Genomic DNA, 16,160 nt, shown 5'->3' with positions numbered 1-16,160 from the left:
AGGAGTCACCCGCCATGAGCTACGCGAAGCCGGGAACCGAGGGCAGCGTCGTCGAATTCGCCACGCGCTACGACAACTTCATCGGCGGTGAGTGGACCGCGCCGGTCGAAGGCCGCTACTTCGAGAACCCGTCGCCGGTGGACGGCCAGACGTTCTGCGAGGTCGCGCGGTCCTCGGCCGCCGACATCGACCTGGCCCTGGACGCCGCGCATCAGGCGGCCGACGCGTGGGGCGCGACGTCGACGACCGAACGGGCCAACATCCTCAACAAGATCGCCGACCGGATCGAGGACAACCTCGAGGCGCTGGCGGTGGCCGAAACGTGGGAGAACGGCAAACCGGTACGGGAGACGCTGGCCGCCGACCTGCCGCTGGCGGTCGACCACTTCCGCTACTTCGCCGGGGCGGTCCGCGCCCAGGAAGGCGGGATCAGCGAAATCGACGCCGACACCATCGCCTACCACTTCCACGAGCCGCTCGGCGTCGTCGGCCAGATCATCCCCTGGAACTTCCCGATCCTCATGGCCACCTGGAAGCTCGCGCCCGCCCTCGCCGCGGGCAACGCGGTGGTGCTCAAGCCCGCCGAGCAGACCCCGGCCTCGATCCTGAAGGTCGTCGAACTGATCGCCGATCTGCTGCCGCCGGGAGTCCTCAACGTGGTCAACGGCTTCGGCGTCGAAGCGGGCAAGCCGCTGGCGGCCAGCCCGCGCGTGGCCAAGGTCGCCTTCACCGGCGAGACCACCACCGGCAGGCTGATCATGCAGTACGCCAGCGAGAACATCATCCCGGTCACGCTCGAACTGGGCGGCAAGAGTCCCAACATCTTCCTGCCCGACATCATGGCCGCCGACGACGCCTTCCTGGACAAGGCCGTGGAGGGCTTCGTGATGTTCGCGCTCAATCAGGGTGAGGTGTGCACTTGTCCGTCCCGCGCGCTGATCCACTCCTCGATCTACGACGAGTTCATCGCCCGGTGCATCGAGCGGACCAAGGCCATCCGCAGCGGCAATCCGCTCGACGAGGCCACCATGATCGGCGCGCAGGCCAGCAACGACCAGTTCGAGAAGATCCTGTCCTACATCGACATCGGCCGCCAGGAAGGCGCCGAGGTGCTCACCGGCGGCGGCCCGCGCAAGGTCGACGAGTTCCCCGGCGGCTTCTACGTCGAGCCCACGATCTTCTCCGGCCGCAACGACATGCGGATCTTCCAAGAAGAGATCTTCGGACCGGTCGTGTCGGTGACCACGTTCGACTCCGTGGACGAGGCGCTGAAGATCGCCAACGACACCCTCTACGGACTCGGCGCGGGTGTGTGGACCCGCGACATCAACGCCGCCTACCGCTTGGGCCGCCAGATCAAGGCGGGCCGGGTGTGGACCAACTGCTACCACGCCTACCCCGCGCACGCGGCCTTCGGCGGGTACAAGAAGTCCGGCATCGGACGCGAGAACCACCGCATGATGCTCGACCACTACCAGCAGACCAAGAACCTGCTGGTCAGCTACTCGCCGGACAAGCTCGGATTCTTCTGATGCCGCAGCCGGTCCGCCGCGTCGAGTTCACCGGACCCGCGGAAGCGCTGCTGCGCCGACTGATCGAACAGCACGGTCCGGTGATGTTCCATCAGTCCGGCGGCTGCTGCGATGGCAGCGCACCGATGTGCTACCCGCGCGGCGAATTCCGGGTCGGCGGGTCGGACGTGCTGCTCGGGTATCCGGCGGCGGACACCCCGTTCTGGATGAGCGCCGACCAGTACGACTACTGGCGGCACACCCATCTCACCGTGGACGTGGTGCCCGGCCGAGGTAGCGGGTTCTCTCTCGAAGCGCCCGAAGGCGTGCGCTTCCTGATCCGCTCGCGGCTGCTCACCGACGAGGAACTCGCCGTACTCGAAGCCGAACCGCCACCCACCGGGGCGGATCTGTCCCACTGAGATCGGAGCACGGGCTGCTCACCGATGCTCCGGTGCGCAGCCCTTCCCGGTTCACAGGGCGGAAAAAAAATTCCATGCGGGAATAGTCGGCAACCGGATACGGTCGTTCGAGGTGGTTAGACAGGCGAACGAGAGGGGCCGCGGGTGGCGACCGAGACCGCGACGGTGTCCGTGGGTTTCCGATCCGAGCGCGGTGCCATTCTCGGCTCGCTGATGCTGGCGACCGCGCTGGTCGCGCTCGACTCGACGGTCATCGCCACGGCGGTGCTCACCATCACCGACAGTCTCGGCGGCTTCGCGCGGTTCCCCTGGTTGTTCTCCATCTATCTGCTGGCGCAGGCGGTGACGGTGCCGATCTACGGCAAACTCGCCGACACCGTGGGCCGTAAACCGGTGATCCTGTTCGGCATCGCGATGTTCGCGCTGGGTTCGCTGCTGTGCGGCGTCGCGACCAGCATGCTCGGACTGATCGTCTTCCGCGCCGTCCAGGGTATCGGCGCGGGAGCGATCCAGCCGATGACGATGACGATCGCGGGCGACTTGTACACGCTGTCCGAGCGTGCCAAGGTCCAGGGCTATCTGGCCAGCGTGTGGGCCATGTCGAGTGTGGCGGGCCCGCTGCTGGGCGGCCTGTTCGCCGAGTACGTCAGCTGGCGCTGGATCTTCCTGATCAACCTTCCGCTCTCCGCGCTCGCCGGATGGATGCTGGTGCGTAATTTCGCCGAGAGCGCGCCCCGGCAGCGGCAGAGCGTCGACTATCTGGGCGCGGCACTGCTGACGTTCGGCGCGGGCGCGTTGATCCTCGGACTGCTCGAAGGCGGGCAAGCCTGGGCGTGGTCGTCTCCGTCGAGCATCGGGATCTTCGCGGGCGGCGCGGTCGTGCTCGTGCTGTTCGGGCTGGTGGAACGCGGAGCGCGGAATCCGATCCTGCCGCTGTGGGTGTTCACCCGGCGCGTCGTGATCGCGAGCAGCTTGGCGTCGGTGCTGGTCGGCGCCGTCGTGCTCGGCGCGACCTCCTATGTCCCCACCTTCACCCAGGGCGTGCTGGGCACCGGGGCGCTGGTCGCGGGTCTGACGGTGGGCGCACTCACGCTGGGGTGGCCGCTGGCCGCGTCCCAAGCGGGAAAGGTGTACCTGCGCTTCGGCTTTCGCACCACTGCCTTGATCGGTAGCGGATTGGCCGCCCTCGGCGCCACCAGCACGTTGTTCATCACGCAGCATTCCACCCTGTGGCAGGTCGCGGCGTCCTGCTTCGTGATCGGCACCGGGATGGGACTGGTCGCCACCCCCACCTTGATCGCCGCGCAGACCAGCGCCGAATGGACCGAGCGGGGTGTGGTCACCTCGGCCAACATGTTCGCACGCTCGATCGGCAGTGCGGTGGGCGTCGCGGTGTTCGGCGCCATCGTGAACTCGCGCGTCGGCCACACCGATCATCCGGAGCCCGCCACACTGGCCTCGGCGGTGCATCTGGTCTTCGTCACGATCGCGGCGATGGCCGTCGTCCTGCTCGTCGCCTCGGCCATGATGCCCCGGCGTTCGGCGAACGCCTGAGGCGAGACAGCGGGTTTTCGGAAGCGTTCGCACCGCGGCCGGCGCAAGCTGGCGTTCCAGCCGAACGAGATTCTGGAGGTCGCAGTGGCGCAGGCCGTATGCGTAATAATCGGGGTGTTCTTCCTGGGTATGGGTAGCTACGCGATCGCCGCGCCCGCCGCTCTGATTCAGCCGTTCGGCATCCGGCTCACCGAACCGAGCGCGCGCTACGAGGTGCGCGCCGTCTACGGCGGCTTCGGACTGGCGATGGCGGCCGTGCTCGCGGTGGCCGCCATCGACCTCGCAGGGCTGCGCGGCGGGATCATGGTCGCGATCGGCGCGGCACTGGCGGGCATGGCCCTCGGCCGGGTGCTCTCGGCCGTGCTCGATGAGCGAACCGCGTTCTATCCCACCTGGTTCTACGGCGCGGTGGAGGCGATCGGCGCCGCCGCGCTCTTCCTCGCCGTCTAGCGGAAACGGGCCGTCAGCTGGTGTGCGTAACGTCGGTCGGCGTGCTGGAACTGCCGAGTTTGCGCAGCACGAAGTATCCGGCCGACACCAGCACCGCCCACACCGCGCCGACGACGAGGGCCGTGCGCCCGCTGTCGGTGAACAACAGCAGCACGACCACCAAACCGAGGAACGCCAGCGCGAGCACGGTGGTGTAGGGCGCGGCGGGCAGCCGGTAGTCGCTGGCGGGCAGTTCGCCGCGGGCGACCTTGGCCCGGTAGAGCAGGTGACAGACCAGGATGACGCCCCAGACGAAGATGATGCCGATGGTCGACACCGAGGTGATGTAGGCGAAGGCCTTGTCCGGGGAGATGACATTGACGATCACGCCGATCACCATCGCCGCCGCCGACACGGAGATCCCCACATAAGGCACCGCGTTCGCGCTCAGTTTGTTCAGCCGGGCGGGCGCCTCGCCGTGCAGCGACAAGGTGCGCAGCATCCGGCCGGTGGAGTAGATCCCCGAGTTACACGACGACAGCGCCGCGGTGAGCAGCACGAAGTTGACGATGCCCGCCGCGCCCGGGATGCCGATCAGCTCGAAGACCTCCACGAACGGGCTCTTGCCCGCGTGGAAATTGCGCCAGCTGGACACCGACATGATCACAACGAGCGCACCGACATAGAACAGGCCGATCCGGAAGGGGAGCGTGTTGATCGCCTTGCGCAGAGTCTTGCGCGGCTCGCGCGCCTCCCCGGCGGTGACGCCGACCAACTCCACGCCGACGTAGGCGAACAGCACGATCTGCAAAACGAGCAGCGACTGACCGATGCCGTTGGGGAACACGCCCCCGTCGGCCCACAGATTGGTGACGGTGGGGTTCGTCGCGTGCCCGAAGCCGAACAGCAGCACGCCGATGCCGAGCAGGATCATGCCGACGATCGCGGTGACCTTGATGGTGGAGAACCAGAACTCGCCCTCGCCGAACAGCCGCACCGAGATCAGATTCGCGCAGAACATCACCGCGAGCACGACCAGCGCGGTGACCCACGGGGCGATGTCGAACCAGTACTCCACGTACTTGCCCGCCACGGTGATCTCGGCCATGCAGGTGGCCACCCACACCGCCCAGTACGACCAGCCGGTGACGAAGCCGGCGAAGCGGCCGAGGAACTCGTGCGCGTACTCGGCGAAACTCCCCGAGATCGGCCGGTAGGTCAGCAGTTCGCCGAGCGCCCGCATGATCACGAAGATGGCCAGGCCCGCCGCCAGGTAGGCCAGGATCAGGCCGGGCCCGGCCTGCTCGATCGCGCCGCCCGCGCCGTAGAACAGGCCCGTGCCGATCGCGCCGCCGATGGCGATCATCTGGATGGTGCGCGGGCTCAGGCCCCGGGCATAACCCTCCGAGTCGCCGGTGTCCGCCGGAACCGATGGTCCCGCGTCCTGGAGGTGACGGTCGGAGGCTGTCATACTGCGGTCCTTTCGCTGGGCAGCGATGCGACGATCCGGTCGCCGAACACGCGACGTCGGATCATCGCACGTCCGGTCCGGAGCACGTGGTCACGCTACCGCCCCGCCCGCGCGCGCGTCGTCTCCGGGCCGACCGCGGCGGTCGTGCGCGGTTACCGGACGGGCGTCCGGCATGCCATCATCGGATTCCCCGACGATGGGTTCCCGTCATGACCGAATCGCCGTCCCGGCGCACGCGAACGCACCGCTACGCGCTCCGCACCGCCGTCGTCCTGCTCGCTGTCGTCGCAGTCTTTGCCGGCGCGGCGTTCGCGACGACCGCGGTCCTGCACATCCCGGCCCCGCCGACGCTGCTGCGACTGCTGACCGACCCGCCTTCGACACAGGGCGAACTGTTCGAGAGCCGCACGGTGGCCGCCTCCCCCACGCCGCGTCCGCTGCCGGTCGCACCGCGGCCGCTGCCCGACGGGGTGCCGTGGAAGGGTTCGCAGATCTCGGTCGCCGACTTCCTCGGCGCCACGCACACCAATTCGTTCCTCGTTCTGCGCGGCGGCGCTCTCACCCACGAGTGGTATCGCGACGGCGTCACGGCCACCACCCGCCAGTCCTCGTGGTCGGTAGCGAAGTCCGTCGTGTCACTGCTGACCGGCCGCGCCATCGCGGCGGGGCGGCTCAACGAAGACGACCGCCTGGTGCGAATCCTGCCCGAGCTGACCACCGGCGGCCCGTACGACACCGTGACCATCCGCGACTTGCTGGACATGGCCTCCGGCGTCGACGTCGACGAGAACTACAACAAGTACATGCCGCTGACCGGCACCGCCCGGATGTACCTCACCGAGGACCTCGCCGGGTTCGTCCGCGAGCATCAGGGCCTGCGGTTTCCGCCGGGCAGCGCGGGCGAGTACCGCAGCGTGGACACCCAACTGCTGGGCATGGCGCTGGCGCGGGCCGAGGGCCTGCCACTGAGTGAACTGCTGGAACGCGACCTGTGGGCTCCGATCGGCGCCGAGGACGCCGCGCTGTGGAATCTCGATCGCGCGGGCGGTCAGGAGAAAGCGTTCTGCTGCCTGAACGCGACGGCCCGCGACTTCGCCAAGATAGGCCAGATCGTCTTGGACGGCGGGCGCGTCGGCGATGCGCAGATCGTGCCGCCGACCTGGATCGAACGCATCCGCACCCCGGTCCACCGGGTGGGCGACTGGCCCTACGGCGCGCAGTGGTGGCACCCGACCGGTGGGGACGGCGCCGATCTCACCGCCGTCGGCGTCTACGGCCAGTACGTCTACGTCGACCCGCCCAGCGGCACCGTCATCGTCAAACTCAGCGACTACGGCACCACCCAGGACGAGCAGGAGACCATCGAGGTGTTCCGCGCGATCGCGCGCGGCTGAGCCGGCCGGCGAAATACACCGGGGACCCGCGACGTTGGCAGTGGAGATCGCCACTGTGAGGAGACCCATGATCGACGTCCCGCTGTCCGTACTGGATCTCGCGCCGGTGCAGTCCGGCCGCACCGTCGGCGAGGGGCTCGACGCGACCACCGAATTGGCCCGGCGTACCGAGGCTTTGGGCTACCACCGCTTCTGGGTCGCCGAGCATCACAATATGCCCGGCATCGCCAGTTCGGCGCCGAGCGTGCTGCTGGCCCACCTGGCCGCGGCCACCTCGACCATCCGCGTCGGCTCCGGCGGGGTGATGTTGCCCAACCACGCGCCGCTGGTCGTCGCCGAGCAGTTCGGCACCTTGCACGCGCTGCATCCCGGACGGATCGACCTGGGCATCGGACGCGCGCCGGGCACCGACCAGGCGACCGCACGGGCGCTGCGGCGGACCGCGGACGGACTGTCGGCGGAGTCGTTCCCCCAGGAACTGGCCGCGTTGCTGGGCTACTTCCGCGGGTCCGACCCCGGCGGCATCGCCGCCACGCCCGGGCGCGGTGAGGAACCGGAGGTCTGGCTGCTCGGCTCCAGCGGCTACAGCGCCCAGGTCGCGGCGCTGCTCGGGGTCCCGTTCGCCTTCGCACACCACATCGCCCCCGACAACACCGAGCCCGCGCTCGCGCTCTACCGCGAGCACTTCCGGCCTTCGGAGCGCCTGGAGCGCCCGCATGCGATGGTCGCGGTCGCGGCGATCTGCGCGGACACCGACGAGCGCGCCGAAATCCTGGCCGGCCCGCGCGACCTGGCCTTCCTGAACCTGGTGCGCGGCACACCGCAGGCACTGGCCACGCCGGAGGAAGCGGCCGCGTTCCGTCCGTCGGAACAGGAGCGCACGTTCATCCGGCAGCGCCGGGCCGGGCAGTTGCTCGGCTCCCCGGAGACGGTGCGCGGTCAGCTCGAGGATCTGCTGCGCCGCACCCAGGCCGACGAGCTGATGATCAACACGCTGGTCTACGACATCGACGACCGCGCCCGATCGTTCGAACTGCTCACCGAGAAGGTCGCGGCCTGAGGCGGGTCAGTGCAAGCGGAAGCCGTGGTTGGCCAGCGATTCCCGCAACCGATGCCTGCCGTTGAGTGCCGCCGCGGAGGCGAGCCGGGCCAGCACACGTTCGGTCCAGGAATGCGAGAGCCGTTGTTCGGCATAGAATTCCGCGATCCGGGTCTCGTACTCGGCCACGTGCACCCGCTGCGCGTCCAAGTCGTAGGTCTCCCGATGCAGGACGGCGTCCTGCGGCAGGCGCGGCTTCACCCGCGTGTCCTCGGCGGGATCCGGGTGACCGACCAGCAAGCCGAAGACGGCGAAGACCTGCGGCGGCAATCCCAGCTCGGCGGCGACTTCCTCCGGCTTGTTGCGCAGCGCGCCGATGTAGACGGTGCCGAGCCCGAGCGATTCCGCCGCCACCACCGCGTTCTGCGCCGCGAGCGCGGCGTCGATGAATCCGACGTAGCTCGATTCCAGGTAGTCCGCACCCTCCAGCGGCGCGCTCCGGTCTTCGGCGAGCTGGCGCAGGCGCGCGAAATCGGCCGTCCAGACCAGCAGCACCGGCGCTTGCACGATGTGGGCCTGATCGCCCGCGAGCGCGGCCAGGCGCGCCTTGCGTTGCGGGTCACGCACCGCGATGACGCTCCAGACCTGCAGATTCGACGAGGTCGGCGCGGACTGCGCCGCGGAGATCAGCAGCCGCAGTGTGGCGTCCGGCACCGGGTCGGACAGGTAGCGGCGCACCGAGCGATGCTCGTGCAGCACCTGCAGGACCTGGTTCCACTGCGCGGGTTCGACCGGTTGCGGGTCGCGGTAGCGCTGTTGCACGGCGTGGGTCGGGGTCGGCACGGACTGCGTCATGGGCATCATCCTTTCGCCAGGACGGCGCGCCGTCAGCGGTTGGCCGCAGCCTGAGCGGAACACAGGTAGGGTAAGTAAGGCAATCCTAATTATTTATATCGGAGGTTCTCTTGGCACGTCCCCGCACCACCCTCACGGTGCAGCGCACCGAATGGCTCACCCCGCACTTGATCCGGGTGTACCTCGGCGGTCCCGGCTTCGCCGCGTTCCGTCCCAGCGAGTTCACCGACTCGTACGTGAAATTCATTTTCCCGCAGGACGGGAACGAGGTGCTGCGCACCTACACCGTCCGGTCCGTCGACCCCGTCGCCGGAGAGATCGCGGTCGACTTCGTCTACCACGGCGCGGAGGGCATCGCGGGACCGTGGGCTGCCGCGGTCCAGCCCGGCGAGACCATCGATTTCCATGGCCCCAACGGCGCCTACGCCCCGCGCCCGGACGCCGACTGGTATCTGCTGGCCGGTGACGAGGCGGCGCTGCCCGCCATCGCCGCCGCGCTCGAGGCGATGCCCGGCGAGGCGACGGGGCTGGCGTTCGTCGAAGTCGCCGGTCCGGACGACGAACTGCCGGTGAAGAAGCCGGACGGCATCGAGCTGACCTGGCTGCACCGCGGCGCGCGGCCCCCTGGCGAGGTGCTCGCCGAGACCGTTCGCTCCGCGCCGTGGACGCCGGGGCAGGTCCAGGTGTTCATCCACGGCGAAGCCGAAGCAGTCATGAAAGACCTGCGCCGCTACATCCGCAAGGATCGCGGCGTTTCCGCCGAGTGGGCGGCGTCGATCTCCGGATATTGGCGCCGCGGCCGCACCGAGGAGGGCTTCCGGGAGTGGAAGGCCGAACTGCGGGCGGTCGAGGGGGCCAACGGCTGAACCGTCAACTCAGCAGTCCGACGATGGTGGCGGACAGGAAGCTGACCAAGGTGGCGCCGTAGAGCAGGCGAAGCCCGTTGCGGGCGATGACGGTGCCTTGTTTCTCGCTGAGGCTGCGGACCGCGCCGGTGACGATGGCGATGGTGGAGAAGTTCGCGAACGACACCAGATAGGTGGAGACGATCGCGACGGTGTGGTCCGACAGTCCGGCGTGTTGCCGGTTCAGTTCCTGCATGGCGACCACTTCGTTGGACACCAGCTTGGTGCCCATGAACCGGCCCGCGGCCGCCGCCTCGTCCCACGGGATGCCGGTCAACCAGGCCAGCGGGGCGAAGACGTGGCCCATCAGGTCCTGGAACGTGGTGCCGTGGAACAGCGCCGCGAAGATTCCGTTGACCATGGCGAGCAAGGCGATGAATCCGATCAGCATGGCCGCGACGGTGAACGCGACCTTGAAGCCGACCAGGATGTATTCGGTGAGCATCTCGAAGAACGATTGCCGCTTACGGCTGTCGGCGATCTCCTCGCCGATCAGCCGGGCATCGTCGGCGGCGCCGACCTTGTAGGGGTTGATCAGCGAGCACACCACGAAGGCGCCCAGCATATTCAGCACGATGGCCGCGATCACGTACTTCGGGTCGATGAGCACCATATAGGCGCCGAGGATGCCCGCCGAGACCGTCGACATCGCCGAGGCCGCCAGGGTGTACATCCGCTGCGGCGGAATGTCGTCGAGCATGGCCCGCAGCGAGATGAACACCTCTGATTGGCCGAGGATGGCGGAGGCGACCGCGTTGAACGATTCGATCCTGCCGAAGCCGCTCACCCAGGCCAGCAGCAGGCCGAGGTACTTGATGATCAACGGCAGGACCCGCAGGTGTTGCAGGATGCCGATCAGCGCGGACACGAGCACGATCGGCATCAGCACCGCGAACAGGAACGCGGGCCCGCCGCTGCCGACGGCGGGCAGGTCGCCGAATACGAACGCGGTGCCCTGGGCGGCGTAGCCGAGGATGTGGGCGAAGGCGTCGCTGACCGCGCGGATCACCGTGCCTCCGATCCCGGTCTTCAGCAACAGGAAACCGAGCGCGAGTTGCACGATCAAAAGGACGGCGATCCGCGGCAGCCGAGCGGCGGCGGCGCGGCGGTCGGTACTGGGCAGCCAGGCCAGCAGCAGGAAGCACATCAGCCCGGCGAATCCGATCAGATGATGCACGCGCACCTCGGCTGCCGTGACGTACTTCGGCTTATGGGAGCACCTCTCATGTCGGTTTATGGTGCGGTGTCTCCACAGTTGAGAAGCTCGGCGCGGCTGTCGGCGCACCGGCCGCCGACCGGCCGCCCGGGACGATTCCGGGCGGCCGGGCATGGTTCACCGGCCGCTACTGTCGCGGCGCGCGCAACGCCTCCTCCACGAACTGCGTGGTGTAGGTCTCGGACAGGTCGATCCGATCGCGCACGGGACGCACGTTCTTCGAGTACTTGCCGAGGATCTCCAGAACGTTCTGCGCGCCTTCGGGTTTCATCAACCCGTCGCCGTTGAACATGCCGATGGAATCGCGGATCGACTGGACGTAGAGGTCCTTGCCCGCGCTCGCGTACTGCGGCGGCATCTTCTCGGCGATCTCCTCGGGCGTGTGCGTCCGGATCCACTGCAGCGTCTGCACGAACGCGGCGGCGAGCTTGCGCACGATGTCCGGGTGGGCATCGATCGTCGCGCAGCTCATGTAGAGCGACGTCGCCGGATACAGCCCGCCGAGCGCGGCCCTGGTGCCCGCCTCGGTGCGCAGGTCGACGAGGACGCGCGCATCGCCGGAGTTCACCATCTGCGCCACCGTGGGATCGGTGGTCATGCCCGCGTCGATGCCGTCGTGGTTCATGCCCGCGATGAACGTCTGCCCCGCACCCACTTTCACCCGGGTGTAATCGGCGGTGCTCATCCCGGCCTGGCCGGTGAGCGCCTGGGTGAGGAAGTCGGTCGACGAGCCGAGCGAGGTCACGCCGAGCTTCTTGCCGCGCAGATCGGCGACCGAGGTGATGTCCGCGTCCGCCTTCGACACCAGTTCGACCTCACCGGGCACGTCGGACATCTGCACCACCGAGCGGATGCATTGGTCCTTGGCCTGCAGATCGATGGTGTGGTCGTAGAAGCCGACCACGCCCTGCACGTCGCCGGTGAGCAACGCCGTCTCGGCCGTGGCTCCGGACTGCTCGCCGAGCAGTTTCACGTCGATGTCGTTGCGCTCGAAGAAGCCGAGTTGCCGGGTCAGCACGGCGGGCAGGTAGATCACCTTCTCCAGCCCGCCCACCATGATGGTGATCTGCGGTCGGCCGTCGGCCGTCGGAATGGCGCGGGAGTCCCGGCATCCGGTGGCCGCCAACAATGCCGCGATCACGACGGCGACGAGCGCGAGTTGCTTGCGATGCCTCATGGTCAGATCCCGTGGTTCGAGGTCGCCTGCGATGGCCGCCATTTCAGCAACCGGTTCTCCGCCATGCCGATCCCCCACTCGGCGATCAGCGCGGCCACGGTGACGATGATCATGCCCGCGTAGATGCCCGCCGAGTCGAAGGTGCCCTGCGCGTTGCTGATCAGCAGACCCAGGCCCTTGCTCGCGCCCGCGTACTCGCCCACCACCGCGCCGATCAGCGCGAAACCGAAGGCGGTGTGCAGGCTGGAGAGGATCCAAGTGGTCGCGCTCGGCAGCACGATCGACACCAGCACTTGCCTGCGGCTCGCGCCCAGGATACGGGCGTTGTCGATCACATTGCCGTCCACTTCCCGCGCACCGGTGAACGCGTTGAAGAACACCGCGAAGAACACCAGCACCACCACGGTCGCGACCTTCGAACTCAGGCCGAGACCGAACCAGATGATGAACAGCGACGCCAGCACGATGCGCGGAACCGCGTTGAGCGCCTTGATGAACGGCGCGAGCACCTCGGCCCAGTACCGGCTGCGGCCGAGCAGCACGCCCAGCACGACGCCGGCCACCGTGCCGATCACGAAACCGAGCACGGCCTCCTGCACGGTGGTGTAGATCTGCAGCCAGATCGAGCCGAATTGCGTCCCCTCGGTGAACCATTCGACCAACCGTGCCCAGATCAGCGACGGCTTCGAGTAGAAGAACGGATCGATCCACACCGTGGCGGTGAGCTCCCACGCACCCAGCCACAGCGCTACCAGCGCGACGCGTAGGCCCCAAGTCCGGATCCGGGCGCGCCGCGCGGCGGTACGCACCCGGGCCAGGATCTGTGCCTCGGTCTCGTTCTCCACCGCGGGCTCGTCGACGGCGTCCTGCACCAGCACGTCATGCGACACGGGAGGCTCCCTTCGCCCGAGCGGCCTCGACCTGATCGCGCAGGGTCTCCCAGATCTCCTTGTAGATGTCGCGGAACTCGGCGGTCAGCCGCACGTCCTCGACACTGCGCGGCCGTGTCAGGCCCACCGTGAAGTCTCCACAGACGGTGGCCGGGCTCGCGGTCATCACGACCACCCGGTCGGCGAGCACGATCGCCTCCTCCAGATCGTGGGTGACGAAGACGACCGCCGCGTTGGTGCCCGCCCAGACGCGCAGCAATTCGTCCTGCATGAGCTGCCGGGTCTGCACGTCCAGCGCGCTGAACGGCTCGTCCATCAGCAGGATCTCCGGCTCGTTGACCAGTGTCTGTGCCAGCGCCACGCGCTTGCGCATGCCGCCGGACAACTGGTGCGGGTAGTAGCTCTCGAACCCGGCCAGACCGACCTTGCGCACCCATCCGGACGCCTTCGCCCGCGCCTCGGCCTTCGACGCGCCGCGCAGGCGCGGGCCGAGCGCGACGTTGTCCAGCACGCTCTTCCACGGCAGCACCGCGTCCTGCTGGAACATGTAGCCGATGCCTTCGGGGATGCCGTCGACGTCCTTGCCGCGCACCAGCGTTCGCCCGGCCGAGGCCGGTTCCAGCCCGGATACCAGCGACAACGTGGTGGACTTGCCGCATCCGGTGGGGCCGACAACGGCGACGAATTCGCCGGGGCGCACCGTGAGGTTCAGATTGCGCACGGCGGTGTGGATGCCACCGCCGGTGCCGGGGAAACGCTTGGTCGCGTTCCGCAGCTCGATGAGGGATTGCGTCATTGCTTCCTACTTCTGCGAGATCGGGTAGGGCGAACGTACGTGGCCCCGGTCACACGCCGGAGCTTGTGCGCACAACCGCCACAAACGCGGGATATGCGGGTTTTGCGCATTCTGCTCATGCGCGGTGCGCGGTGGTCTGCGCCTATGCTGCGGCCATGGCCACTGAGGGCGCGCGGGCCGTGCGGTTGCGGACCCAGGTTCTGCTGTCGCAGATCCTGGTCGTCGCGCTGACGCTCGGTGTCGCGTTCGCGGTGTTCGGCTATCTCAGTGATCAGCGGCTGCGCGACGCCTACGGTCAGCGCGCGCTTGCCGTCGCGCGCACCGTCGCCGCCGACCCGGTGGTGCGCGCCGAGGTGGCCAGGTACGCGCCGGGCGCGGTCGATCCGGGCGTGCGCCAGGAGCTGGCCACCGGCCCGCTGGAGCGGCTCGCGGTGGACGCGACCCAGCGCAACAACGCCCTGTTCGTGGTGATCACCGATGACGCGGGCATCCGCCTGGCGCATCCGGACGCCGCACGGCTCGCCGAGCACGTCAGCACCGATCCATCCGAGGCGCTCGCGGGCCGCGAGTCGATCACCGAGGAACGCGGCACGCTCGGCGACTCGGTGCGCGCGAAGGTCCCCGTCACGGCGCCCGGCTCCGATCGTGTGGTCGGCGCGGTCAGCGTCGGCATCGCCACCGACGCGGTGCACGAGCAACTGCTCGGCGACCTGCGCACAGCGGGCGGCCTGGTCGCGGTGGCGCTCGCGGTCGGCATCGCCGGATCGATCCTGCTCGCCCGCCGCTGGCGCGGGCTGACGCTCGGGCTGGAACCCGACGAGCTGGCCGAACTGGTCCGGGGGCAGGCCGCGGTGCTGCACGGCATCGGCGGCGGCGTGCTCGCCGTCGACGCGTCGTGGCGCACGACCTTCGTCAGCGACGAGGCGGCCAGGCTGCTCGGCATCGCGCCGGACATCGGGCGCCCGGTCGACGAGATCGGGCTCACCCCGCGAGTGCTGGAGGTGTTCCGCGACCTCGATCGGCAACCCGCCTCGGCGACGGTCGGTGCGAACGTCGTCATCGTCTCGGCGCGGCGAGTCAGCCGGGACGGCCGTGATCTCGGCGCGGTGCTTACCGTGCGCGACCGCACCGACGTGGAATCGCTGACCAGGCAGCTGGACGCGGTGCAGTCGATGAGCACGGTGCTGCGCGCGCAGCGCCACGAGTTCTCCAACAAGATGCACCTGGTCAGCGGGCTGCTGCACAGCGGGCATGTCGAGGAGGCCGCGCGGTCGGTCGACGAGCTGATCGGGGCGGGTCCGCTCGGTCCGGCGACGCCGGGCATCGATGCCATCCACGACACGTATCTACAGGCCTTCCTGGCCGCCAAGGCCGCGCACGCCAGGGAGAACGGGGTGGAACTCGTGCTCGGGCCCAACACCTGGGTCGAGGGCGATCTCGCCGATCCGGTGGACGTGACCACCGTGCTCGGCAATCTGCTGGACAACGCCATGGAGGCCGTGCGCGCTCGGGAGCGACTGGTGCGGCAGGTGGAAGTGGAACTGGTGCAAGAGGATTCGACGCTGCACATCACCGTCGCCGACAGCGGCGACGGTGTCGCGCCCGACCTGGTGGACACGCTGTTCACCGAAGGGATCTCGACCCGCGACGACCTCGGCGTCCCCGGTGGGCGCGGGGTGGGCCTCGCCCTGATCCGCCAGATCGTCCGCGCCCACGGCGGCGAGGTGCGCCTGTCGAGTCCCGGCGGCGGCGAGCCGCCACTGACCGGCGCGGAGTTCATCGCACGCATCCCCGGGGTGCTCGCGCAGAGCGAGGTGTCATGGCCCCGCCGTCCCTGACCGTCCTGATCGTCGACGACGACTTCCGGGTGGCGAATCTGCACGCCGGGATCGTGCAGGCAATCCCGGGTTTCACGGTGGCGGGCACCGCCAATACCCTCGCCGCCGCGCGGGAACTCGTCGCGGCGCGGCCGATCGACCTGGCGCTGGTGGACGTCTACCTGCCCGACGGATCCGGTATCGATTTCGTCCGCGAGCTGCACTGCGACGCCATGGTGCTCACCGCGTCGACCGAGAGCGAGTCGGTGCGCGCCGCCGTCGCGGCAGGTGCGGTGTCCTACCTCGTCAAGCCCTTCCCGCATACCGAACTCGCCGCCCGGCTCGCCGCCTACGCCCGCTACAGGCGCATTCTCGCCGTGCCACAGGTCGACAACGCCCGGGTCGCCGCGGCGCTGCACGCGCTGCGTCCTTCGGTCACCGCGAGCCCGGCGGCGACCGTGGCCTCTCCCACCAAAGACGCTGTCCTGCAAGCAATTCTCGATGCGGGCACGCCCCTGTCCGCAGGAGAGGTAGCGAGCGCCATCGGCATCTCCAGGGCCACCGCCCAGCGCTATCTCGCCGCACTCGTCGCCGGCGGCGCGGTGCGCATGAGCCTGCGCTACGGCAGCACCGGGCGGCCCGAACAGGAGTACTCCGCCGCGCCGCCGCATTGAGCCGACCGCG

15 protein-coding genes are annotated in these 16,160 nt (G+C 68.9%); 9 read left to right on the top strand and 6 right to left on the bottom strand.

Going from position 1 to position 16,160, the window contains the following annotated elements; all coding sequences use genetic code 11:
• Positions 1-14 precede the first annotated feature (14 nt).
• The 4 genes from exaC (at position 15) to ACWESM_RS14530 (ending at position 3,937) form a co-directional block, all read left to right on the top strand.
• Positions 15-1,532, top strand: coding sequence for an acetaldehyde dehydrogenase ExaC (gene exaC / locus ACWESM_RS14545; RefSeq protein ID WP_355076347.1), 1,518 nt, complete (start codon positions 15-17; stop codon positions 1,530-1,532).
• Entirely contained in the window at positions 1,532-1,933 is a 402-nt protein-coding gene (locus ACWESM_RS14540; RefSeq protein ID WP_356965322.1) for a DUF779 domain-containing protein, read from the top strand. The genes exaC and ACWESM_RS14540 overlap by 1 nt, the downstream gene beginning before the upstream one ends.
• Before the next feature lie 144 nt (positions 1,934-2,077).
• The gene (locus tag ACWESM_RS14535; RefSeq protein ID WP_452492119.1) at positions 2,078-3,487 is read left to right on the top strand and encodes an MDR family MFS transporter; all 1,410 of its coding nucleotides are present in this window, start codon (positions 2,078-2,080) and stop codon (positions 3,485-3,487) included.
• Between the two features lie 84 nt (positions 3,488-3,571).
• Positions 3,572-3,937 carry a DUF4345 family protein gene (locus ACWESM_RS14530; protein WP_452492118.1) on the top strand — a complete coding sequence of 122 codons (366 nt, stop codon included), beginning with the start codon at positions 3,572-3,574 and terminating at the stop codon, positions 3,935-3,937.
• A gap of 13 nt (positions 3,938-3,950) precedes the next feature.
• On the opposite strand, the gene ACWESM_RS14525 is transcribed toward ACWESM_RS14530, so the two are convergent.
• On the bottom strand, positions 3,951-5,387 hold the full coding sequence (locus ACWESM_RS14525) for an amino acid permease (RefSeq protein WP_355076354.1): 1,437 nt from the start codon (positions 5,385-5,387) through the stop codon (positions 3,951-3,953).
• 209 nt (positions 5,388-5,596) lie between these two features.
• Between ACWESM_RS14525 and ACWESM_RS14520 the strand changes: the two genes are divergently transcribed.
• Positions 5,597-6,781: a serine hydrolase domain-containing protein gene (locus ACWESM_RS14520; protein WP_452492115.1), complete on the top strand. Its 1,185-nt coding sequence runs from the start codon at positions 5,597-5,599 to the stop codon at positions 6,779-6,781.
• 67 nt (positions 6,782-6,848) lie between these two features.
• Entirely contained in the window at positions 6,849-7,841 is a 993-nt protein-coding gene (locus ACWESM_RS14515; RefSeq protein ID WP_356965329.1) for an LLM class flavin-dependent oxidoreductase, read from the top strand.
• Between the two features lie 6 nt (positions 7,842-7,847).
• On the opposite strand, the gene ACWESM_RS14510 is transcribed toward ACWESM_RS14515, so the two are convergent.
• On the bottom strand, positions 7,848-8,675 hold the full coding sequence (locus ACWESM_RS14510) for an NADPH-dependent oxidoreductase (protein WP_452492114.1): 828 nt from the start codon (positions 8,673-8,675) through the stop codon (positions 7,848-7,850).
• A gap of 110 nt (positions 8,676-8,785) precedes the next feature.
• On the opposite strand from ACWESM_RS14510, the gene ACWESM_RS14505 reads away from it, so the two are divergent.
• On the top strand, positions 8,786-9,541 hold the full coding sequence (locus tag ACWESM_RS14505; RefSeq protein WP_355076359.1) for a siderophore-interacting protein: 756 nt from the start codon (positions 8,786-8,788) through the stop codon (positions 9,539-9,541).
• A gap of 4 nt (positions 9,542-9,545) precedes the next feature.
• Here the strand turns inward: ACWESM_RS14505 and ACWESM_RS14500 are convergent, their stop codons facing one another.
• The 4 genes from ACWESM_RS14500 to ACWESM_RS14485 form a co-directional block, all read right to left on the bottom strand.
• Positions 9,546-10,757: a NupC/NupG family nucleoside CNT transporter gene (locus tag ACWESM_RS14500; RefSeq protein ID WP_364433478.1), complete on the bottom strand. Its 1,212-nt coding sequence runs from the start codon at positions 10,755-10,757 to the stop codon at positions 9,546-9,548.
• 166 nt (positions 10,758-10,923) lie between these two features.
• A complete protein-coding gene (locus ACWESM_RS14495; protein ID WP_356965335.1) occupies positions 10,924-11,973 on the bottom strand; it encodes an ABC transporter substrate-binding protein in 1,050 nt (349 codons plus the stop codon).
• Between the two features lie 2 nt (positions 11,974-11,975).
• A complete protein-coding gene (locus ACWESM_RS14490; RefSeq protein ID WP_356965336.1) occupies positions 11,976-12,863 on the bottom strand; it encodes an ABC transporter permease in 888 nt (295 codons plus the stop codon).
• A complete protein-coding gene (locus ACWESM_RS14485) occupies positions 12,853-13,659 on the bottom strand; it encodes an ABC transporter ATP-binding protein (protein ID WP_355076366.1) in 807 nt (268 codons plus the stop codon). The genes ACWESM_RS14490 and ACWESM_RS14485 overlap by 11 nt, the downstream gene beginning before the upstream one ends.
• A 155-nt stretch (positions 13,660-13,814) precedes the next feature.
• Between ACWESM_RS14485 and ACWESM_RS14480 the strand changes: the two genes are divergently transcribed.
• The gene (locus tag ACWESM_RS14480) at positions 13,815-15,497 is read left to right on the top strand and encodes an ATP-binding protein (RefSeq protein ID WP_452492111.1); all 1,683 of its coding nucleotides are present in this window, start codon (positions 13,815-13,817) and stop codon (positions 15,495-15,497) included.
• Positions 15,479-16,150: a response regulator transcription factor gene (locus tag ACWESM_RS14475; protein WP_452492110.1), complete on the top strand. Its 672-nt coding sequence runs from the start codon at positions 15,479-15,481 to the stop codon at positions 16,148-16,150. The genes ACWESM_RS14480 and ACWESM_RS14475 overlap by 19 nt, the downstream gene beginning before the upstream one ends.
• Positions 16,151-16,160: the final 10 nt, after the last annotated feature.

The sequence above is a fragment of the Nocardia sp. NPDC003999 genome (assembly GCF_053604885.1).
Note: the sequence above shows the minus strand (reverse complement) of the source record. Positions and strands in the feature narration are given on the sequence as shown.

Bases quoted from the DNA above. Each gene is read 5' to 3' on its own strand.
- ACWESM_RS14480 (WP_452492111.1), top strand. From the start codon at position 13,815: ATGGCCACTGAGGGCGCGCGGGCCGTGCGGTTGCGGACCCAGGTTCTG.
- ACWESM_RS14525 (WP_355076354.1), bottom strand. From the start codon at position 5,387: ATGACAGCCTCCGACCGTCACCTCCAGGACGCGGGACCATCGGTTCCG.
- exaC (WP_355076347.1), top strand. From the start codon at position 15: ATGAGCTACGCGAAGCCGGGAACCGAGGGCAGCGTCGTCGAATTCGCC.
- ACWESM_RS14510 (WP_452492114.1), bottom strand. From the start codon at position 8,675: ATGACGCAGTCCGTGCCGACCCCGACCCACGCCGTGCAACAGCGCTAC.
- ACWESM_RS14495 (WP_356965335.1), bottom strand. From the start codon at position 11,973: ATGAGGCATCGCAAGCAACTCGCGCTCGTCGCCGTCGTGATCGCGGCA.
- ACWESM_RS14475 (WP_452492110.1), top strand. From the start codon at position 15,479: ATGGCCCCGCCGTCCCTGACCGTCCTGATCGTCGACGACGACTTCCGG.
- ACWESM_RS14485 (WP_355076366.1), bottom strand. From the start codon at position 13,659: ATGACGCAATCCCTCATCGAGCTGCGGAACGCGACCAAGCGTTTCCCC.
- ACWESM_RS14515 (WP_356965329.1), top strand. From the start codon at position 6,849: ATGATCGACGTCCCGCTGTCCGTACTGGATCTCGCGCCGGTGCAGTCC.
- ACWESM_RS14540 (WP_356965322.1), top strand. From the start codon at position 1,532: ATGCCGCAGCCGGTCCGCCGCGTCGAGTTCACCGGACCCGCGGAAGCG.
- ACWESM_RS14520 (WP_452492115.1), top strand. From the start codon at position 5,597: ATGACCGAATCGCCGTCCCGGCGCACGCGAACGCACCGCTACGCGCTC.